The sequence below is a fragment of the Clostridium folliculivorans genome, assembly GCF_024341905.1.
Taxonomy (GTDB): domain Bacteria; phylum Bacillota; class Clostridia; order Clostridiales; family Clostridiaceae; genus Clostridium_AR; species Clostridium_AR folliculivorans.
The window spans coordinates 1,220,957-1,239,310 of record NZ_BQXY01000001.1 but is presented as its reverse complement, the minus strand read 5'-3'; the positions used below and the strand labels follow the sequence as shown (position 1 = coordinate 1,239,310).

At 33.2% G+C, this 18,354-nt stretch carries 17 protein-coding genes and 1 riboswitch; of the genes, 6 read left to right on the top strand and 11 right to left on the bottom strand.

Annotation, left to right across the window (positions count from 1 at the left end):
* From rd to OCU55_RS05585, 4 genes are all read left to right on the top strand, one after another.
* Positions 1-165: a rubredoxin gene (rd, locus tag OCU55_RS05600; protein WP_261851318.1), complete on the top strand. Its 165-nt coding sequence runs from the start codon at positions 1-3 to the stop codon at positions 163-165.
* 161 nt (positions 166-326) lie between these two features.
* A complete protein-coding gene (locus OCU55_RS05595) occupies positions 327-740 on the top strand; it encodes a hypothetical protein (protein WP_261851317.1) in 414 nt (137 codons plus the stop codon).
* Positions 741-989: 249 nt separating this feature from the next.
* Positions 990-2,258, top strand: a complete 1,269-nt coding sequence (locus tag OCU55_RS05590; RefSeq protein WP_261851316.1) for an NRAMP family divalent metal transporter — start codon at positions 990-992, stop codon at positions 2,256-2,258.
* A 299-nt stretch (positions 2,259-2,557) separates the two neighbouring features.
* Complete coding sequence (locus OCU55_RS05585) at positions 2,558-3,373, top strand: hypothetical protein (RefSeq protein ID WP_261851315.1); 816 nt, start codon at positions 2,558-2,560, stop codon at positions 3,371-3,373.
* A gap of 184 nt (positions 3,374-3,557) precedes the next feature.
* On the opposite strand, the gene OCU55_RS05580 is transcribed toward OCU55_RS05585, so the two are convergent.
* Together OCU55_RS05580 and OCU55_RS05575 are read right to left on the bottom strand one after the other, a co-directional pair.
* A complete protein-coding gene (locus OCU55_RS05580; protein ID WP_261851314.1) occupies positions 3,558-4,772 on the bottom strand; it encodes an NAD(P)/FAD-dependent oxidoreductase in 1,215 nt (404 codons plus the stop codon).
* Positions 4,773-5,015: 243 nt separating this feature from the next.
* The gene (locus OCU55_RS05575) at positions 5,016-6,206 is read right to left on the bottom strand and encodes an oxygen-binding di-iron domain-containing protein (RefSeq protein ID WP_261851313.1); all 1,191 of its coding nucleotides are present in this window, start codon (positions 6,204-6,206) and stop codon (positions 5,016-5,018) included.
* Positions 6,207-6,522: 316 nt separating this feature from the next.
* Positions 6,523-6,618, top strand: a riboswitch (NiCo riboswitch).
* A gap of 108 nt (positions 6,619-6,726) precedes the next feature.
* Here OCU55_RS05575 and OCU55_RS05570 point away from each other — a divergent pair.
* Positions 6,727-9,267 carry a cation-translocating P-type ATPase gene (locus OCU55_RS05570; protein ID WP_261851312.1) on the top strand — a complete coding sequence of 847 codons (2,541 nt, stop codon included), beginning with the start codon at positions 6,727-6,729 and terminating at the stop codon, positions 9,265-9,267.
* A gap of 216 nt (positions 9,268-9,483) precedes the next feature.
* Here OCU55_RS05570 and OCU55_RS05565 read toward each other — a convergent pair whose 3' ends face one another.
* The 3 genes from OCU55_RS05565 to OCU55_RS05555 all read right to left on the bottom strand — a co-directional run bounded on the left by OCU55_RS05565 (position 9,484) and on the right by OCU55_RS05555 (position 11,451).
* Entirely contained in the window at positions 9,484-9,783 is a 300-nt protein-coding gene (locus tag OCU55_RS05565) for an EFR1 family ferrodoxin (RefSeq protein ID WP_261851510.1), read from the bottom strand.
* Between the two features lie 29 nt (positions 9,784-9,812).
* Entirely contained in the window at positions 9,813-10,124 is a 312-nt protein-coding gene (locus OCU55_RS05560; protein WP_261851311.1) for a hypothetical protein, read from the bottom strand.
* A 139-nt stretch (positions 10,125-10,263) separates the two neighbouring features.
* The gene (locus OCU55_RS05555) at positions 10,264-11,451 is read right to left on the bottom strand and encodes an iron-containing alcohol dehydrogenase (protein ID WP_261851310.1); all 1,188 of its coding nucleotides are present in this window, start codon (positions 11,449-11,451) and stop codon (positions 10,264-10,266) included.
* 268 nt (positions 11,452-11,719) lie between these two features.
* On the opposite strand from OCU55_RS05555, the gene OCU55_RS05550 reads away from it, so the two are divergent.
* Entirely contained in the window at positions 11,720-12,259 is a 540-nt protein-coding gene (locus OCU55_RS05550) for a TetR/AcrR family transcriptional regulator (protein ID WP_261851309.1), read from the top strand.
* A 126-nt stretch (positions 12,260-12,385) separates the two neighbouring features.
* Here the strand turns inward: OCU55_RS05550 and OCU55_RS05545 are convergent, their stop codons facing one another.
* The 6 genes from OCU55_RS05545 to OCU55_RS05520 all read right to left on the bottom strand — a co-directional run bounded on the left by OCU55_RS05545 (position 12,386) and on the right by OCU55_RS05520 (position 18,298).
* On the bottom strand, positions 12,386-13,375 hold the full coding sequence (locus tag OCU55_RS05545) for a bacteriophage abortive infection AbiH family protein (RefSeq protein WP_261851308.1): 990 nt from the start codon (positions 13,373-13,375) through the stop codon (positions 12,386-12,388).
* Between the two features lie 263 nt (positions 13,376-13,638).
* Positions 13,639-15,039, bottom strand: coding sequence for a glycoside hydrolase family 1 protein (locus tag OCU55_RS05540; RefSeq protein ID WP_261851307.1), 1,401 nt, complete (start codon positions 15,037-15,039; stop codon positions 13,639-13,641).
* A gap of 304 nt (positions 15,040-15,343) precedes the next feature.
* Complete coding sequence (locus tag OCU55_RS05535; protein WP_261851306.1) at positions 15,344-16,084, bottom strand: DeoR/GlpR family DNA-binding transcription regulator; 741 nt, start codon at positions 16,082-16,084, stop codon at positions 15,344-15,346.
* A gap of 384 nt (positions 16,085-16,468) precedes the next feature.
* Entirely contained in the window at positions 16,469-17,194 is a 726-nt protein-coding gene (locus tag OCU55_RS05530; protein ID WP_261851305.1) for an alpha/beta fold hydrolase, read from the bottom strand.
* Positions 17,152-17,805 carry a TetR/AcrR family transcriptional regulator gene (locus tag OCU55_RS05525; protein WP_261851304.1) on the bottom strand — a complete coding sequence of 218 codons (654 nt, stop codon included), beginning with the start codon at positions 17,803-17,805 and terminating at the stop codon, positions 17,152-17,154. The genes OCU55_RS05530 and OCU55_RS05525 overlap by 43 nt, the downstream gene beginning before the upstream one ends.
* Positions 17,806-17,974: 169 nt before the next feature.
* Positions 17,975-18,298 carry a thioredoxin family protein gene (locus tag OCU55_RS05520; RefSeq protein ID WP_261851303.1) on the bottom strand — a complete coding sequence of 108 codons (324 nt, stop codon included), beginning with the start codon at positions 18,296-18,298 and terminating at the stop codon, positions 17,975-17,977.
* Between the last annotated feature and the right edge of the window lie 56 nt (positions 18,299-18,354).

The window sequence follows — 18,354 nt, the reverse complement described above, 5'->3', positions numbered from 1 at the left end:
ATGCAAAAATATGTATGTCTAGTTTGTGGTTACATATATGACCCTGAACTTGGAGATCCAGATAATAATGTGGCTCCAGGTACTGCTTTCGAAGATGTACCTGAAGAATGGGTATGTCCAGTGTGTGGTGTAGGTAAGGATCAATTTGAAGCAACTGAAGGCTAATAAAAGTGTGTGTACCAGTTTTAGACTTCACTATGGTATTTCAAAATGTAAATAAAAAAACAGCAGGGTAATATAATTAAATTGCCCTGCTGTTTTGCCTTTAATAATTCTTTTTATCTACAAAAATTAATATTAAATTTTCTAATGGGGAGTTGATGATTTTGCGTGTAAATCAATGCTTTTGTACCTATGATAAGTCAGAAATTCTTAAAGCTATAGAGCCATTGTATGAGCATGCCAAGGTTAACAGAAGATTGTTTGAAAAAAAAATTAAGGTAAGAGATTGTGAATTTAACGGAGATGGGTATGTTAGATGGGACTTATCTCTTATTACAAGTAATAGAAAAAACTTAAATGCTAAAGAACTGAAAAGACTTGAAGATATGGATTTAGTTAAAAAGTGCAAAAAGTTTTTAGACAGTTTCCAAGAACCAGATAAAAAGTTTTGTTTGAAAATCACAGCTTATACAGATGGCTTCCAGCTTGATATTGAGGTAAAAACTTGTAAAACTAATGTAGAAAATAAAGAAGTTAAAATAGATTCCCTATGCTATTTTATTGAAAGAGCTTTTTAAAAAGTTTCAGATTCTATGTCCCATAAACCTTTCCACATTACTCCTTCTACTTTTGATAGTATTTGCGGTGATAATCTGTGGCTAGTTAGTGGTGAAAAAAATGCATACTAACGAAAGCTTACAAACGAGAATTTTTTTCATTTACAAAGAAAAATTTTGATTTCAGTCACAGAAATTCATCAATATAAATAATAATATTGTATTAGACTATATGATAATAATTATCATTTAAATAGAGGGAGTGATCTTATGTTGAACAATAATAGTGCAGGAAGTATTCCCATAAATAATAGAGTGAGAAAAAAGTCCAGACTTCTATTGTTTTTAGCAACTGTAGGCCCGGGACTAACTGTTATGCTGGCTGACACCGATGCTGGTTCAATCATTACTGCAGCTCAATCCGGCGCTCAATGGGGATATAAACTACTGCTTCTGCAATTAATTCTCATACCTATCTTATATTTTGTACAGGAACTTACTACTCGTATCGGCATAACTACAGGTCGAGGACATGGAGAATTGATCAAAGAAAAATTCGGTGCAAAATGGGCTTGGATATCTGTTATAACTCTTTTTGTAGCTGCCATGGGAGCTTTAGTAACTGAATTCTCAGGAATTGCAGGTGTCAGTGAGCTTTTTGGAGTCTCCAAGTGGGTTACTGTGCCTTTTGCAGCTTTAGCCCTAATACTTATTTCCTGTACCGGAAAGTATAAACGTGTGGAAAGAATTGCAATAATTGTAGGTCTCTTCGAAGTTGTATTTATCCCTGCTGCAATTTTTGCAAAACCAGATACTGCAGCTCTAATGCATGCCTTAGTTGGAAAACAGCCCTTTAATAACAATTCCTATTGGCTTTTAGTTGCAGCTAACGTTGGTGCTGTAATCATGCCTTGGATGATATTTTATCAGCAGGGAGCCGTTGTAGACAAAGGCTTAACTAAAGAAAATATAAAATTCAGTAGAATAGATACCTTCTTCGGCTCTATTGTAACTCAAATCGTAATGGGAGCTGTCCTAGTGCTTACAGCTGCAACCATAGGTCGTACAAATCCCAATACCTCCCTTGATAGTGTTCAACAAATAGGAAACGCACTCACTCCTTTTTTAGGAAACATCTTTGGTAAAACCTTCTTTGCTATAGGTCTTACAGGAGCTGCACTTATAGCAGCCATAGTAGTATCTTTAGCAACCTCCTGGGCTTTTGGAGAAATATTAAACCTTCCTTGCAGTTTAAACTGTTCCTGGAAGGAAGCTCCTGCTTTTTATAGCTTTTACTCCGGTGGAATCATTATTGCTGCAGCTTTGGTTTTGGTTGGTATTCCCCTTATCTCCCTAACTATAGCTGTGGAAGTAATGAATTCTCTACTGCTTCCTATCGTACTAGGATTTTTACTTGCCCTTGGATGGAAGGTACTGCCAAAGCCTTTTGCACTGAAAACTTGGGAAAAAGTAATCTTAATTTTCATCTATATACTGGTATGTTCCTTAGGTTTATTCACAGTTCTCCAACTATTTTAAGATTGAAATGGAGCAGCACAAGCTGCTCCATTTTTGTTTACTCTCTATAAAGTTTCTTCAATTATTCTCTAAACTTTCTTTGTTATCTTTACCGATATATTCAATACTATTAGATTCCGATCCGCATACTACCTAAAAAAAGGTGAGCATATGACAAATTTAAGTTCTAATATTCATAGGTTAATAATATATTAGGTATTTAATTATTAAGGTATGAAATAGAATCATTTATATCACATTACAAGGCTATCCTTAATATCATAAGATTGATTATGTATTTAAAGGAGTGCTTTTTAAAATTGAAAAAAATACTATCAGTAATTGTTATCCTTGTATTATGTTCCGGGGCTTTTTTAGGGTGTAGCAGTTCTTCAGGAGGTAGTGGGTCAGGAAGTAATTCTTCTCCAGAAGGATGTGCAAAAATGTTTATTGGCGCTTTAATAAAAGCAGATGAAAAAACTCTTAATTCAATCAACAAGTCAGATTCTCTAGATTACCCTACACATTTTTTACTTAGTGATTATGCACCTGACTATTCAAATTATAAACTTAGCGATTTTACTTTTACAGTAGATAACTCTAATAAGTATGTTGTTGTTAAGTCCAATGACGGTAAAAAGAATCTGAAACTTGAAATAATTAAAGCTAACGATAAATACTATTTTTACAGTATGACAAGCTCATCACAAGCCTCAACTCCTAGTAAAGGAACAACTTCTCAAAACTCAACCGCTCCGTCTCAGTCTACCTCTGCTTCGGCCACTTCTACAGGTTCAGTCTCAAGCATTAAAGGCAAATGGGTAGGACTTATTAACCAAGGAGGAAGTGAAGAAATCGAAATAAGATTAATAATAAATAAAATTGATAGTAAAGGAACTATAACCGATGGTGTTCTAACACTTACCCTTACTGCTACAAAACAATTTGAAACCGCAAAAATAGCTGGTACTTACAAAGATGATAAATTATCTATAAAGGCCACTGAGTGGAACTTTAAGTCAGCTGATTCATATGATGAATTATCAGAATTAAATATAGATGGAACTGTTGATTTAAAACACAATGAAATAAAAGGTGAATTAGACCATCATGAAACAATTATATTAAAACAATAACTTCTTAAAATGCAAAAATATTTCATCAAGTATTATAAAAATAATAACCGCTCTACTGAGCGGTTATTTACTATTTGTAATTATACATTCTTTTGTTCAAACAGTATAAAATTGTTTCTCTAGTCTTGAAATTCCGTATAAGAATTTTTGTTACCAAGAAACTAGATTAAAACATAAATTTTCTTCAATTATTCTTTAAACTATCAATATAATCACTAAAGGACATTGATGCATAAGCTACAGAAGAAAAATCCGCTTTTCTTTCAATTACACTCTTCAGTGCCATAGATTTTTTTGTGTCTCCTATTAATATAGCTCCTACTATTTTACCATCCTTTATAAATAGTCTTTTGTAAGAATTCTCATCAGTATCATCATAGGTTAGTGTTTCAGTACACTGCTTTGCATCAACATTTCCCACTGAAAATAATGAAATATTAAAGGCATTTAAAGTTGTTGTTGGTATAGCCTCTGTATATTTTGTTTCTTTTCCCGCTATATTATATCCTGCAGTTTTTCCTTGTTCTACTGCTGAAGGCCAAGTACCTGCTATTTTACCATTCAATTCTGCTATATCCCCGGCAGCATATATATTTTTCAAATTAGTTTCCATTTTATCGTTAACTACAATTCCCTTTGATACTTCTATAGGACTATCTTTAACAAATTCAACATTTGGTCTTATCCCCACTGACACAATTACCATATCACATTTAAGCGTATTTCCACCGTTTGTGGTGGCTCCGCTTACCTGAGATTCACCAAGTATCTCACTAATTTGAGTATTTAAAAGCACCTCAATATTGAAGCTTTCTATAGCTTTCTTTAAAATATCGGAGGCTTTTTCATCAAGCTGCCTTGGCATTAGTCTTTCTTGTACTTCAGCCACTTTTACCTTTTTGCCTTGCTGATTTAGTATCCATACTGTTTCCAGCCCTTGGATTCCACCCCCGATATTGAGTATTGTATCTTTTCCTTCCAAATCCTTTTGTATATTATGTACGTCTTCCAATTGCCTTATAGAATATACACCATCTTTATTTATACCGTTGATAGGCGGTACAAAATTTCGTGCTCCGCTAGCTAGCAATAACTTTGTATAGGAAACGCTTATATTATCCTTTAAAATTATTTTACTCTCTGTTGTATTAATACCTATAACTTCAGCACCCAGGTATACACTTACATTATTAGCTGTATACCAATCTATTTTTTGAATACGGATTTTATCTTCCATCATAGACTCAAAAAGCCCTTTTGTAAGTCTAATTCTGTGATATGGATAAAAGCTTTCATTTCCAAACAAGTGGATTTCACTTTTATTATCAACTTCTCTTATAGCCTTTATGGCATTTACTGCTGCGATGCCGCCTCCAACAATAACTATTTTTTCTGCCAAACCAATACACCACCATTCATAATATAGAATATAAAGTTCTTTAATACAAACCTATATAGTATATTTTACTTCTATTTTTGTATACTTAATGTGATTTGAATCAAGCTACTAGTCAGGTGGTAAACAAATAGATATAGATAAACTACTTCGATCATTAGACTCTAAATAAAGATTTCGATGGTTCTACGAATCTTTATTTAGATAAATTCTAATATGAAGTAGTTTATCTATAATTTACACTGTCTAAAATTTAGCAAGCAAAGCTTCACCAAAACTCTTACCGAATTGAATACACTGCTCTAGTTCCTCGTCATCAGGCATATATTTTGCTTTTAGGCCATCTTGTATTACTTCAATTTTAGCTTTTGCCAAATACTCAGATAAAAGCTTTGGGGACTCTCCGCTCCAGCCATAACTTCCAAAGGCAGCTCCAACCTTATTTATGAACTTTAATCCTATTAAATCTTCTATTACCGGCATCAAGGATGTGAGCAAACCGTTATTTACTGTAGAAGAACCAAGTAAAACACCTTTTGCTTTAAAAACTTCTGCAAGAACGTCATTTCTATCAGCGGTACCAGTGTTTAAGATCTTATATTCAACTCCAGCCTCTCCAAGACCTTTTGCAATAAATTCAGCCATCTTATGAGTAGCACCCCACATAGAGTTATATATTATGACAGCACTTTTTTCAGATTTGCCCTGAGCCCATTCATAATACTTTTCAACTATTTGCATAGGTTCTTTTCTCCAAATGATACCATGGCTTGGTGCTATCATTTCTACAGGCAAATTTAATTCCTTTAGTTGGTCTATTTTTCTAGTTACAAACTTACTGAAAGGAGTTAATATATTTGCATAGTATTTCTGTGCTTCTTGATAAACCTCAGCTTCATCTACTAGATCATTGAAAATTTCTGAAGACGCAAAGTGTTGACCAAAGGCGTCATTGGAAAACAGAATATTTTCTCCACTTAAGTAAGTAAACATGCTATCTGGCCAATGCAGCATCTGAGCTTCAATAAAAGTAAGGTCATGTTTTCCTATATTAATCTTGTCTCCTTGGCTAACAACCTTCAGATTCCAATCCTTGTGATAATATTCCTTTATGGTCTCTACTCCTTTTTTGGATACTATTATAGTGGCATTAGGAATATACTCCATAATAGTAGGTAGAGCTCCTGAGTGGTCAGGCTCCATATGATTCATAACAACGTAATCAATTTTGCTTATGTCAACAACTTCACTGAGATTCTCCAAAAATCTATCGGTAAGTGGTTCCCAAACTGTATCTATTAGCACTGTTTTTTCATCTTTTATTAGATAAGAATTATATGTACTGCCTCTATGAGTTGAAAGTTCATACCCGTGAAAATACCTTACCTTCCAATCAGTTGCCCCAACCCAATATACATTTTCTCTAAGTTCCTTCATAAATGACTCCTCCTTACAAATAAATACTGCTTATATTATTAGCATTCAAAATGTTAAATATTCAGCATTCGCTTTATGTAAGGATCTTAGGCCTTGCCAGTATCCCCTAGAGAACCTTTGCAATAGGTTTTAACGCCAACATATCTTCTAATATTTATCAGTATATCTTCAAAACTAGCAGCTGAAGAGCAAATAATAATTGCTGTTTTACAATCATATTTATATTTTCCTCATCTTTTTTAACAAATTTATCATATTCGCATATATTGTATTATATGATATAATAAATGTATCTCTTTGCACTGCATATAAATCTACAGTACAAACTGAGCAGGCGATGGACTTTCTTAAAAGTTCGTGGGGCCGGGCCTTAATTGGCAACAGGATGATAATACATACCTGTGGGACAGTAAATGTTCTACGGGTATTTTTTTATACCTTTAGAACATTTCTAGATCATTGCAATGCCATAGAGCTATCTTAAATATGCTTAAAACAAGCAAAATGGAGGTAACACACTATGACAGAACAACATTTCAAAGGACTAACCACTCAAAAAGCCAAGGAGCTTCAAGAAAAATTCGGTAAGAATGAACTTGTGACTGAAAAAAAGGAAAACTTTTTACACAAGGTGTTACATGTAATTACCGAGCCTATGTTTTTACTCCTCATTGTAGCTGCCGCTATATATTTCATACTGGGAGAACCTAAAGATGGCGCAATCATGCTTATCTTCGTTATTGGAGTTATAGGCATTGAAACAATCCAAGAATGGAAAACTGACAAAACCCTAAAAGCACTGAAAGATTTATCGGCTCCACAAATCAAGGTAATGAGGGATGGAGCAGAAAAAGTAATTAATAGCTTGGACCTTGTACCTGGTGACATAATGTTTATATCAGAAGGTGTGAAAGTGCCTGCTGATGGAATAGTGCTTAAGGCAAGTACACTTGCTATTGATGAATCCTCTCTGACAGGAGAAGCTGAAGCGGTTTGGAAAGTTACTCAGGATAACTGTATAGATACTGGTACTGATTATTGGCGTAAAGATTATTGCTATGCAGGAACTCTTGTTACACAAGGTACAGGCACCATCTTAGTAGATAAAATAGGTCCATCCACTGAATATGGGAAGATAGGTCAAAATGTTCTTTCAGCACCTAATAACCCTACCCCACTTCAAAAACAAACAGGAAAGTTAGTAAAACTATGCGCAGTAATTGCAGCAGCTTTATTTATCTTTGTTGGTGTAGTAACTTATTTTAATATACCAGATCATGGGTTTAGAGATAGACTTATTGAAAGTATATTATCTGGAGTAACTCTTGCCATGGCTATGATCCCAGAAGAATTTCCTGTTATACTAACTGTATTTCTATCGATGGGTGCCTGGAGACTTGCTAAAAAAAGTTCTCTTGTTAGAAAGCTTCCATCTGTTGAGACCTTAGGTGCAGTTTCTGTTCTTTGTGTTGATAAGACTGGAACTATAACTATGAACAAAATGACAGTTAGAGACACTTGGTGTTCTACTAACGATACAAATACTTTGATTAAAATAATGGGGATGGGCTGCAAAGCTGATGCCTACGACCCAATGGAAAAGTCTATGATATCATATTGTGAAGAAAAAGGATTCACAAGAGATATTATTTTTGGCGGTGAGCTTATAAAAGAATACGCTTTTACCGATGAGCTTAAAATGATGGGACATGTTTGGGAATCAACTGAAGGTATAATAATTGCTGCAAAGGGTTCACCTGAACGTATATTAACAATATGCAACTTGAATATAAATGAAAGAAAAATAGCAGAAAATAAAATACTTGAAATGTCTAGTAAGGGACTTCGTGTCATTGCTGTTGGACAAATGAAATTAAACAATATAGATAAGATACCTGAAACTATTAAGGAATGTAGTCTAGAGTTTTGTGGACTTATTGGCCTAGCTGATCCTCCTAGAGAATCGGTTAAAGAAGACATTAGAACCTGCACAAAAGCTGGAGTTCGTGTGGTTATGATAACTGGTGATAATGGAATAACCGCAAGCTCAATCGCAAAACAAATAAATATACCAAATAGTGATAAGATTATCACAGGCGATGAACTTAATAATATGACTGATGAAGAACTTAAAGAAAGAGTTAAAGAGGTCAGTATTTTCTCTAGAGTAGTTCCAGAGCATAAAATGAGGATTGTTAATGCGTTTAAAGAAAATGGAGAAATAGTTGCCATGACAGGAGACGGTGTTAATGACGCTCCAGCTCTTAAACATGCTGATATTGGTATAGCTATGGGTAAACGTGGATCAGAAGTTTCTAGAGAAGCAGCAGATTTGATTTTGCTTGATGATAACTTTTCTACAATTGTTGAAACCATAAGAGATGGCAGAAGAATTTATGACAACATTAGAAAAGCAGTTGGATATGTATTTACCATTCATATACCTATTGCCTTTAGTGCGCTACTAGCTCCTCTACTTGGAATAAATCCAGGAAATCTACTTCTACTTCCACTTCACGTTGTTTTGCTTGAACTGGTAATTGACCCTACTTGCTCTATAGTATTAGAACGTCAGCCAGCAGAAGATGATATTATGAAGAGAATGCCTCGTGATCCAAACGAAAAAATGTTAACATCTAAAAATCTTTTCAAAAGCATTCTACAAGGTTTCGTTATATTTGGTGCATCCTTTGGAACCTATTACTGGTTTTTGAATCAAAATCCAGATAATGCTTCTATAGCTAGAGCAATGGGACTTACCATCATATTGATTTCAAACGTGTTGTTGGTTCATGTTAATAGTTCAAATAGTGATTTTGCAGCAAAATCATTTATGAAAGCTATAGGTGATAAAATAATGTGGATAGCTAATTTAGGAACACTAATAGGTTTAGCAGTAATACTATATTCTCCTTTAAACAGCTTTTTGAAACTAGCTCCATTATCTATAAAGCAATTGTCCTTGGCAGCTTTAATAGCACTAGTTTCAGTTGCTTGGTATGAACTTGTAAAATTAGTAAGACACCTAAAAAATCACCGTAGTATGAAGAATAGCCACTAACTTCTTTTCAAATATTATTTTTAAAAAGTTACTATTCATAAAATTAACCTACAATGATAGATGAAATAGAATTTGATTTTATAAAAGTTTTTAACCCATAATAGTGAAATGTGATAGCTTAAACACTTATGCTATCACATTTTATTTTGGTATTAAAAAATAGATTTTAATCCCATATTTGGTTGAAAGGCGTTTTAAAAACTAAATTACTGTCTTCTATTTGTAATATCCCATAAGCTTCTTAGCCCCTACTTCAGGATGAGTATAGCGTCTTCTGTTTTGCGTCTTATCTTTGTAATTGATAGCTTGTCTAGGACAATGCTGAATGCATGCAAGGCAGCTTTCACAGTCATTATGAAATACAGGTTTATTATTCTCCATAGTTATATTTTTAGCAGGACACACCTTACTGCAAATTCCGCAAGAAATACAGTCATCATTAACGTTAAAATCACTGCTTACTGTGTTGATTTTACCCATATAACTATTATAAATACTATTGATGAGTTTATTAATAGATGCTGACTTTATTAGTAAAACTAACGTTATTCGTTTTTAACTCCTATTTTCTTCCAATATACAAGGATTGCCAAGCTGCAAATAATTACGGAATAAATATTTATTAAGTACATATTTTTATAAAATATATCAATGAAATTCAAAACAAACCCTAAAACTAAACAGCTTACAAATATATAATCATATTTTATTATTTTTGAATGATCAAAAAATAGTATATAGCTAAATACTGCATACTCTACTCCTTTTGATTCGTTGTTAGACATTAAACATACTACCGATATTAAAAAAAATAAGGTCAGCATTATTATAACAATCTTCTTATCTAATCTAATCAATTGTTGTTCCTCCTGGTATGATATAACTCTCTTATTTAGTATATTCGCCAGGATTGATAACTACACCATTTAACCATATTTTTTATTAGGATAATTTTACTTCTATATTATATCAAGGTGGAGAGTTTAAAACTAATTATTATATCTTCCTTATAACCTTATAAAACTCCTCTTCTCCCCAAATAGCTGGCACTGGATATAGTGGATTAGCTTCATATATTGCTCTTTTTGTAAGCTCAGGAATATCCTTTTCTTTAACAACCTCAAGTTTTTCTGGAAGCTCCATCTGCCTATTCATATTTTCAATTTCCTTTATAAAGGCCTTTGCTTTTTCTTCTTTTGTCATTCCTTGAAGTCCTATTATATCTGCTAGTTCTGCAAGTTTTTCGTAAGCTGCTTCTCCATAACCTTCTAACACTCTTGGCAGTATAACCGCATTTGCTTTTCCATGTGGAACTCCATAGAGACCTCCAATTCCATGAGCAATTGCATGAACATATCCTACATAAGCATTTGTAATAGCTATTCCTGCGTAGTAGGAACCAATTAGTAGATTTTCACGAGCCTTAATATCTTGTCCATCTTCATATGCTAGAATTAGGTTTTCATGTATTAGCTTTACCGCCTCAAGTGCATTTTCACTACCTTTTTTAGGAGCAAAGCGATTGATATAGGCTTCCACTGCATGAGTTAGTGCATCCATTCCTGTAACTGCTGTGATATCCTTTGGAAGGGTAATGGTTAACTCTGGATCAAGTATTGCATAAGCTGGAACTATGTTTAAATCCATGATTGTATGTTTATAATGTGTTGTTCCATCTGTAATAACCGCTCCTGCTGTTACTTCTGAACCAGTTCCTGCTGTGGTAGGTACTGCAAAAAGCAATGGAATTTTCTTCATTATCTTCATAAGTCCTGTCATATCTGATACAGTTTTATTTGGACATGCTATTCTTGCACCAACCACCTTAGCGCAATCCATAACAGAACCGCCTCCGATAGCAATAATTCCTTCGCAGCCTTCCTTTTTATATAAACTTACAGCCTTTTCGATGCATTCAATGGTTGGATCTGGCTCAACTTCACTATAAATTGTATAGGATATATTTTCACTCTTAAGCATCTCAAACAATGGCTTTAAAGTGCCTCGTCTCATAAAACCAGCCGTGGTAATAATCTCTACCCTTCCAATTCCATTGTCCTTAACTAGCTTTGGAAGTTTCATCATACTTCCAGCACCAGTTATAAGTTTTGGTTCCTTTGATGGTGCCACTTTAAGAACAGTGCTAAGTAACGCTTGACGTGTTCTGTAATATATTTTATTCATTTCTCTCTCCTCCTATAAAACCTTTATTATCTTAATCCTGTTCACTGTAAATACTGTATACCAATGTTCCTCTCCTGATTTCTCCTATAGCCTGTCTTTCACTAATGGTATACAATTAATATCCCCTATAGTTAACTACTTTTGCTGAATAATCTACATAAATTTCTGCGACACTTGTAACACTTTTTATTTTGTATTATAATTACTTAAATTTCACTTTTCAAGGGTTTGCCCGCAAGTGATACAAATTGAAGGGAGTGTCACAGTTTTGGAAAATGTAAATCAAAACAAAACCGCTTTAAAATATAAGGAATGGATCATAAATGCTTTTATGGAGCTTTTAAAAGAATATAAATACAGTGAAATAACTATAAAGCAAATCACCTTGCAAGCTGATGTATCAAGACAGACTTTTTATCGTCATTATAAGTCCAAAGATGAGATTATACAGGAATACAGCAACAAAGTATGCGATGAAATATCTGAAAAATTGCTTTCCCTTGAAGACAAATCAATCTATCAGATAACCTTAACTTATTTTACCTTCTGGAAAAGCTATTCTGACTTACTATACTTAGTTAAAAGCAGCGGTTGCGAACACTTACTAGTTGAACACTACAATGAAATCATGCTTAAGACACTGGACATACTTAGACCTTCTATGCCACAGTATAATGATGAAGAATTTGCCTTAATAAAGGCTTTTCTTATTGGAGGCTTCTATAATGTTAAATCAAGCTGGATGGAGAACAATCTACATACCAGCCCTGAAGCTTTAGCAAAATTAATTTGCAGTATTATTTCATAATTGAAGACCTTATAGAGATCTGAATCCTAAAAAAATAGATAAACTACTTCAGATGAGAATCTCCAAATAAAGATTTATAGAATAATCGAAATCTTTATTTGGAGTTCAATGGTTTAAGTAGTTTATCTATATATTTAAAAATGATATGCTTTCATCATCGTATATTTCCCCACTGAAAAAATACTCAGTTGGTGATAGCTTAATCTTATCTTCGCTTACTCCTAAAGACATAATTTTATCTTTATAAACCTCTCTATCACTTTCACAATAGTAATATATGTTCCACATTGTATCCTTATTTACATTGTTTTTTATCTCTTGAAAATACGGCATGTCCACATCGCCTAAAGAGTGACCTATGATATGTATTGATTTAATATTATTTAATTTTTCAAAGAAATTTCTATTAGATTCTATGTAGTCTTTAACTTTTTTTAATGTATTATCATAATAACTTGCAATAGCCTCGTATATGCTACGCCCGTATTGATTAAAATTATCTTTTGCTTCCTCCGCCTCTTTCCTCATTTCATCAGCGGCTTTTTCGTCTCCGTGCCCAATTATTGTATTATCATCACCAGAACCATGTATATGTAAAATATTAGAATCACTCACCTTGTAAACTTCTTCTAACAATAATGTATAATTAAAGGTTAAGAATTTATCATAGTTCTCTTTATCTATTAGCTTTGCTTTTCTAGATATCTTTAACTCTATTTGATTAATCCAATCCGAAACTATATCACCCAACTTTTCAATAAATTCAAACTCCTCTTTCCAATGTTTATCAAGAACCTCACCTATTACAGAATCCCCTCTTCCTCTAGAATCTTCTCCTTGTATTCCTAACTCAATATCTTCTCCATCCGATATAATTGATTCATCTATTTTTGGTAGATTTCCTTCAAAATCTCGCCACAACATATTCTTAACATCTTTTTTCCATATATCTTCACCAATCTTGTCTATCCAATCCGGATTTCCTATTCCATACATCTTTTCAAATTTGCTTAGAAAATATGTATTTTCCCTTTCTAAGTAATCCCTAAAGTCTCCATATGAAGTTTTTAATCCATGAGCTAAATCAAATCCATTTCCTATAACAAATAAATCCATTCTTATCTCCCCCTCTTTTTTTGAATTATACCATATTTTAGTGTAAAACTTATAACTGACTACACCTTTTGTAAAATCCGATGCATTCACTTCCAATATATATTCCTGATGGAATATATATTTTCAAAGCATCATATAAGAACCTAGCGGAGTTTTGAAAATAGTTTTAGGATTGACCTTTTATTTTCTTCAAATATAAAGCTGTAGATTTTTACTCTCTACAGCTTTCAATGTTGTTATTAAATTTACTAAGTTGCCTCTTATTAAGCCAAGTCTTCTCCATTGCTTTCAATAACTTTTTTATACCAGTAGAAGGAATCCTTACGGCTACGTGCAAAAGTTCCATTGCCTTCATCATCTACATCAATATAAATCATGCCATAACGTTTTTTCATTTCCCCTGTTCCTGCACTTACTATATCGATGCATCCCCAGGTAGTATAGCCTAAAAGTGGAATTCCGTCTATTTCTACTGCTTTTTTCATCTCTTCAATATGTGCTCTTAAGTAATCAATTCTATATGGATCATGAATGCTTCCATCCTCTTCTACAGTGTCTGCAGCACCTAGACCATTTTCAACTATCATAAGTGGCTTTTGGTATCTGTCATATAAAAGATTTAATGCATGACGTAAACCCTTTGGATCAATTGTCCATCCCCAATCACTCTTCTTAAGATGTGGATTGCTATAACCAGTGTCTAAACTTCCGCAATCCATAGCCAATTTTGTATTTTTTCCTGCAACTAAAGTGAAATAGTAACTGAAGGATATAAAGTCAACGGTACCCTCTTTTAATATTTCTTCGTCTCCAGCTTCTTTACTAAGTACAATATTACTTCTTTCAAACTCTTTTACTTTATATGCTGGATAATATCCTCTGCACATAACATCACAGTAAAACAGCATTTTGTTCATAAATTCTGTATTAGCTTCTATATCTTCAGGATCACAGGAATTTGGATGTGAAAATAATCCGCCATACATCATTCCTATCTTAAATTCTGGATCAATTTTATGTCCAAGTTTTACAGCCTTTGCACTAGCTAAAAATTGATGGTAAGCTGCCTGCATTTTGGATTGTTCATCCTCTTGTAAAACTCCTCCTGACATCCATGGATTCATAGACATACAGTTTATTTCGTTAAAGGTTAACCAGTATTTTACCTTACCTTTATATCTATTGAAAATTGTTTCACAATACTTTACAAATAGATCTACAGCTTTTCTGCTTGTCCAAGAACCATGCTTTTCTGTTAATGCTAAAGGAGTTTCATAATGTGATATTGTAACTACTGGTTCAATACCATATTTTCTGCACTCATCAAATACTTCATCATAATGCTTTAATCCAGCTTCATTTGGAGTTTCATCATCAACATTTGGGAATATACGCGCCCAGTTAATTGACATACGGTATGCCTTAAAGCCCATTTCTGCAAATAATGCTATATCCTCCTTAAAATGTCCATAGTGATCTACTGCCTTATGGCTTGGATAATATAATCCTTCTTTAACTTCTCTTGTATTAACTCTTTCTTTGGTAGCACTACCTGCTGTCATGACATCAGAAGTATTTAACCCCTTACCATCTATAATATAAGCACCTTCGCATTGATTGGCTGCAGTTGCTCCACCCCATAAAAATCCTTTTGGAAATGCCATCTTTAATTCCTTCTTTCTATATAAAATCATTTATTGTTAATAATATGGTTCTATATTATCATTATTGGTTCATATTTTCAACACATCAGTTCACATTTTGAATTTTCTAAATAAGAAAATTCATTTTCACTGTAACTCCTCTCTCCTTTTGAACTAATTAGACAATAAAAAAAATCCGCTAAAGCTACCTTCTTTAGCGGATTTTTTTTATTGTCTTTTCCAATGTACATTAGGGAAATGAGTCTGTCGAATAAATTCTATCTTTTAACTGTATAAACTATAATGCTATCCTAATCCATTTAAATCACTCTGCGTAAATTATATTTAGTTTATCGCTTTCAAAATCAACCTTCTTATCAGTTATAACCGTAGCTTCTGTAAGCTCTCCATAGGAGTAGAATTTTCTTAGATTAAACTTTGAGGAATCTGCAAGTACATAGCACTTATGTGAAGCCTTAATTACAGCCTTTTTTATCTCTCCGTCAAAGGATACTACAGTAGTAAAACCTTTTTCAGCATCAATTCCTATAGTACCAAGAAAACAGGTATCAAAATTCATCATGCTGATCTTCTTTTCAGTATCCTCACCTAAAATAATATTGTCTGAAGGCTTTGCATATCCACCAAGGACGTAGGTATTGATTCCTTTTTCAAAAAGCTTTTGAATATGCAGTATACCATTAGTCACTATTGTAACATCCTTTGCTGTAATATAATCAATCAAGTAATAGCAGGTTGAACCTGAATCAATAAACACAAAATCATTGTCCTTAATTAGTGTGGCCGCGAATTTTGCTATTTTGATTTTCTCCTCTTTATTTTTCTCAAAGGCTTCCTTGAGGGTTATTGAAAAATCAATCTCTTGTTCTATTACCTCTACTCCACCTCTAGTCCTTTTAACCAGCTTTAGTTCTTCTAGTTCAATAAGACCTCTCCTCACTGTGGACTTAGACATATTAAACTTATCCATTATATCCTGAATTGATGCAGCTTTATTCTGACTCAAATAATCCATTACCTTATTCCATTTATCTGAAACTATCATTTAAATATCCATCCTCTTACATTTCAAATTGTTCAAAAAATCTTCAAATCGGTTCATATTATGAATAAAATATTAGCATTTAGCATATTTATTGTCAATAAAGCCCTGCTGCTTTTGAAGTTATTTTATATATAATCTGTCTAATTTTATAACCTCTATTTGACACTTAAGAAAATGCACGTTCAACTTCATCACTAATACCCCCTCTCTAACATAACTTTAGAAAGGTTTCATCAAGTCATTAACTTTTGAAATCCTTCCTACGAGAATAGATATTTTTTAAGATTGAAGTAATCATAAATGATACAATTTAGAAGATTAACACCATTTAAAAAAATTCATGATATGTGATCATTACTTTGTGAGGGATATATACGATATGCTTTAAATAAAATCTAAAAGTATTGGGTTTATAACCTCAGCCTTTCTTAGAGGAAAATCATGATTTGCATTGTCTAAGAATATTGTTTTGCAGTTAGGATTTCTTTTGCCAAGCTCCTCAATGGAGGTTTTCATTTCTTTAATTTCCTTTTTGCCGCATACAGCTAGCATAGGTATATTTACATTAGGATAATTGGTATTATCGTCAAGTAAAATACGATTCTTGAACCAAGCTGTATACTGCTCTGCAGTTATCTTTTTTGAATACTCAACCATAAAATCTTCCTGCTGCTTTGTATAGTGCCAGTATTTTGCTTGGAGCCTTATGAGAGAGCTAAATTTCAATGTAAAACTTGAATACTTTGATAGCTTTACATACTTATCAATAGACTTTTGCGTTGAGCATACCCAGGCACTTAAAAATACTGCCTTATCAAACAAATATTCATATTGTGATACCATTGCCACTGCAAGCTCACCACCAAGAGAATGACCAATTAGTGTAACCTTATCCTTACCCAGTCCTTGTATAAGCTCAGCCAAAGCCTTTATGGTCTTTTCAGGTTCATAGATTTCCTCCACTTCTTTGCCACTTCCGTAAAGATGGGGCACAACCAAATTGTACTTGTCCTTAAAACAATATTGATTGCAAAAGGTATCTGTAGCCGCTGCTCCATGTAGAAATACTATTGTGTGGTTTTCCCTATTTCCGTATTCATCGTAGTACATGCGAATTCCTCCTTATAGAAATTTTGTTTATACATCTCCAATATCTTTGAAAACTCTAAGTCTATTTCGTCTATGGTTTTATTTGAGCTTAAGGCATTTCTCATAAAACCATCTGCACACCATTGCAGCGATTGGAAAAGCAGAGGAATATCCACTCCTTCTCTAAACTTTTTTCTATCTATCTTCTCAAAAAAATTCTTGTAGTTATTATTAATCAATGGTTCTGAAAATCTAGCTATGTCCTCTATGACCTCTTCATCACTTTCTTTGTACACTTTAACTATAAATTCATATATATATCTATACTTCTTCATCAATTTGCACTTTAGCCTTTGGGACTTCAGGACTATTTCAAAAAAATCTCGTTCCTCTACACTTCTGTTTTCATCAATCTCTTTAAGCGACAGCTTCACGCAGTACTCATATAGAAAAAGATACAGTTCCTTCTTGTTTTTAAAATAATAAAACAAAAGCCCCTTTGATATTTCCGCTTCCCTAGCAATTTCAAGAGTAGATGTCTGATAATAGCTTGCCTTTGAAAAAACCTTAAGCGCACTATTTATAATCTGATTTTGCCTTTCCTGAGGAAGCTTAAAAAACTTTTCATTCATAGGATACCTCCATGCCCATTAACCAAAACGGTCAATGGATTATATTGTCATATTACCTCCATTGACCGTTTTAAACAAGACCCTTTTGAGCATATCTAAAAAATAAAAAGCTCATCAGAATTTTGCCTGACAAGCTCTAATAATACTAAAAATATATAATTAAAATCTTCTAAAACAACATATCATAATATCTCTTAATAGTACCTTCTAGTTCAAGTAAATTAACATTCCTTCCAACTCTTATCACTTCTTTGCCATCAACATAAAGTATAGCTAAAGGAAAGGAAAAAACATTATGCTGTGCTGCTAATTCTATTTGTTCTTCACCATTAATATCAATGAGCTTTACTTTAGAATAAACTTCTAATATATCTTGAATCTTAATTCTAATAACATCGCAAGCTCCACAAACCTTATTGCTAAAATATAAGATCACCATTTCATTATTACTGATTATATTTTTAATTTCTTCATTGTTATTTGCTATTAACATCGATTATTTTCTCCCTAAACTTATTATTTTCTCCAAAAGGTCGAACACTCCATCTT

Bases quoted from the DNA above. Each gene is read 5' to 3' on its own strand.
- OCU55_RS05525 (WP_261851304.1), bottom strand. From the start codon at position 17,805: ATGAATGAAAAGTTTTTTAAGCTTCCTCAGGAAAGGCAAAATCAGATT.
- OCU55_RS05590 (WP_261851316.1), top strand. From the start codon at position 990: ATGTTGAACAATAATAGTGCAGGAAGTATTCCCATAAATAATAGAGTG.
- OCU55_RS05540 (WP_261851307.1), bottom strand. From the start codon at position 15,039: ATGGCATTTCCAAAAGGATTTTTATGGGGTGGAGCAACTGCAGCCAAT.
- OCU55_RS05555 (WP_261851310.1), bottom strand. From the start codon at position 11,451: ATGAATAAAATATATTACAGAACACGTCAAGCGTTACTTAGCACTGTT.
- OCU55_RS05575 (WP_261851313.1), bottom strand. From the start codon at position 6,206: ATGAAGGAACTTAGAGAAAATGTATATTGGGTTGGGGCAACTGATTGG.
- rd (WP_261851318.1), top strand. From the start codon at position 1: ATGCAAAAATATGTATGTCTAGTTTGTGGTTACATATATGACCCTGAA.
- OCU55_RS05530 (WP_261851305.1), bottom strand. From the start codon at position 17,194: ATGTACTACGATGAATACGGAAATAGGGAAAACCACACAATAGTATTT.
- OCU55_RS05570 (WP_261851312.1), top strand. From the start codon at position 6,727: ATGACAGAACAACATTTCAAAGGACTAACCACTCAAAAAGCCAAGGAG.
- OCU55_RS05535 (WP_261851306.1), bottom strand. From the start codon at position 16,084: ATGATAGTTTCAGATAAATGGAATAAGGTAATGGATTATTTGAGTCAG.
- OCU55_RS05545 (WP_261851308.1), bottom strand. From the start codon at position 13,375: ATGGATTTATTTGTTATAGGAAATGGATTTGATTTAGCTCATGGATTA.
- OCU55_RS05520 (WP_261851303.1), bottom strand. From the start codon at position 18,298: ATGTTAATAGCAAATAACAATGAAGAAATTAAAAATATAATCAGTAAT.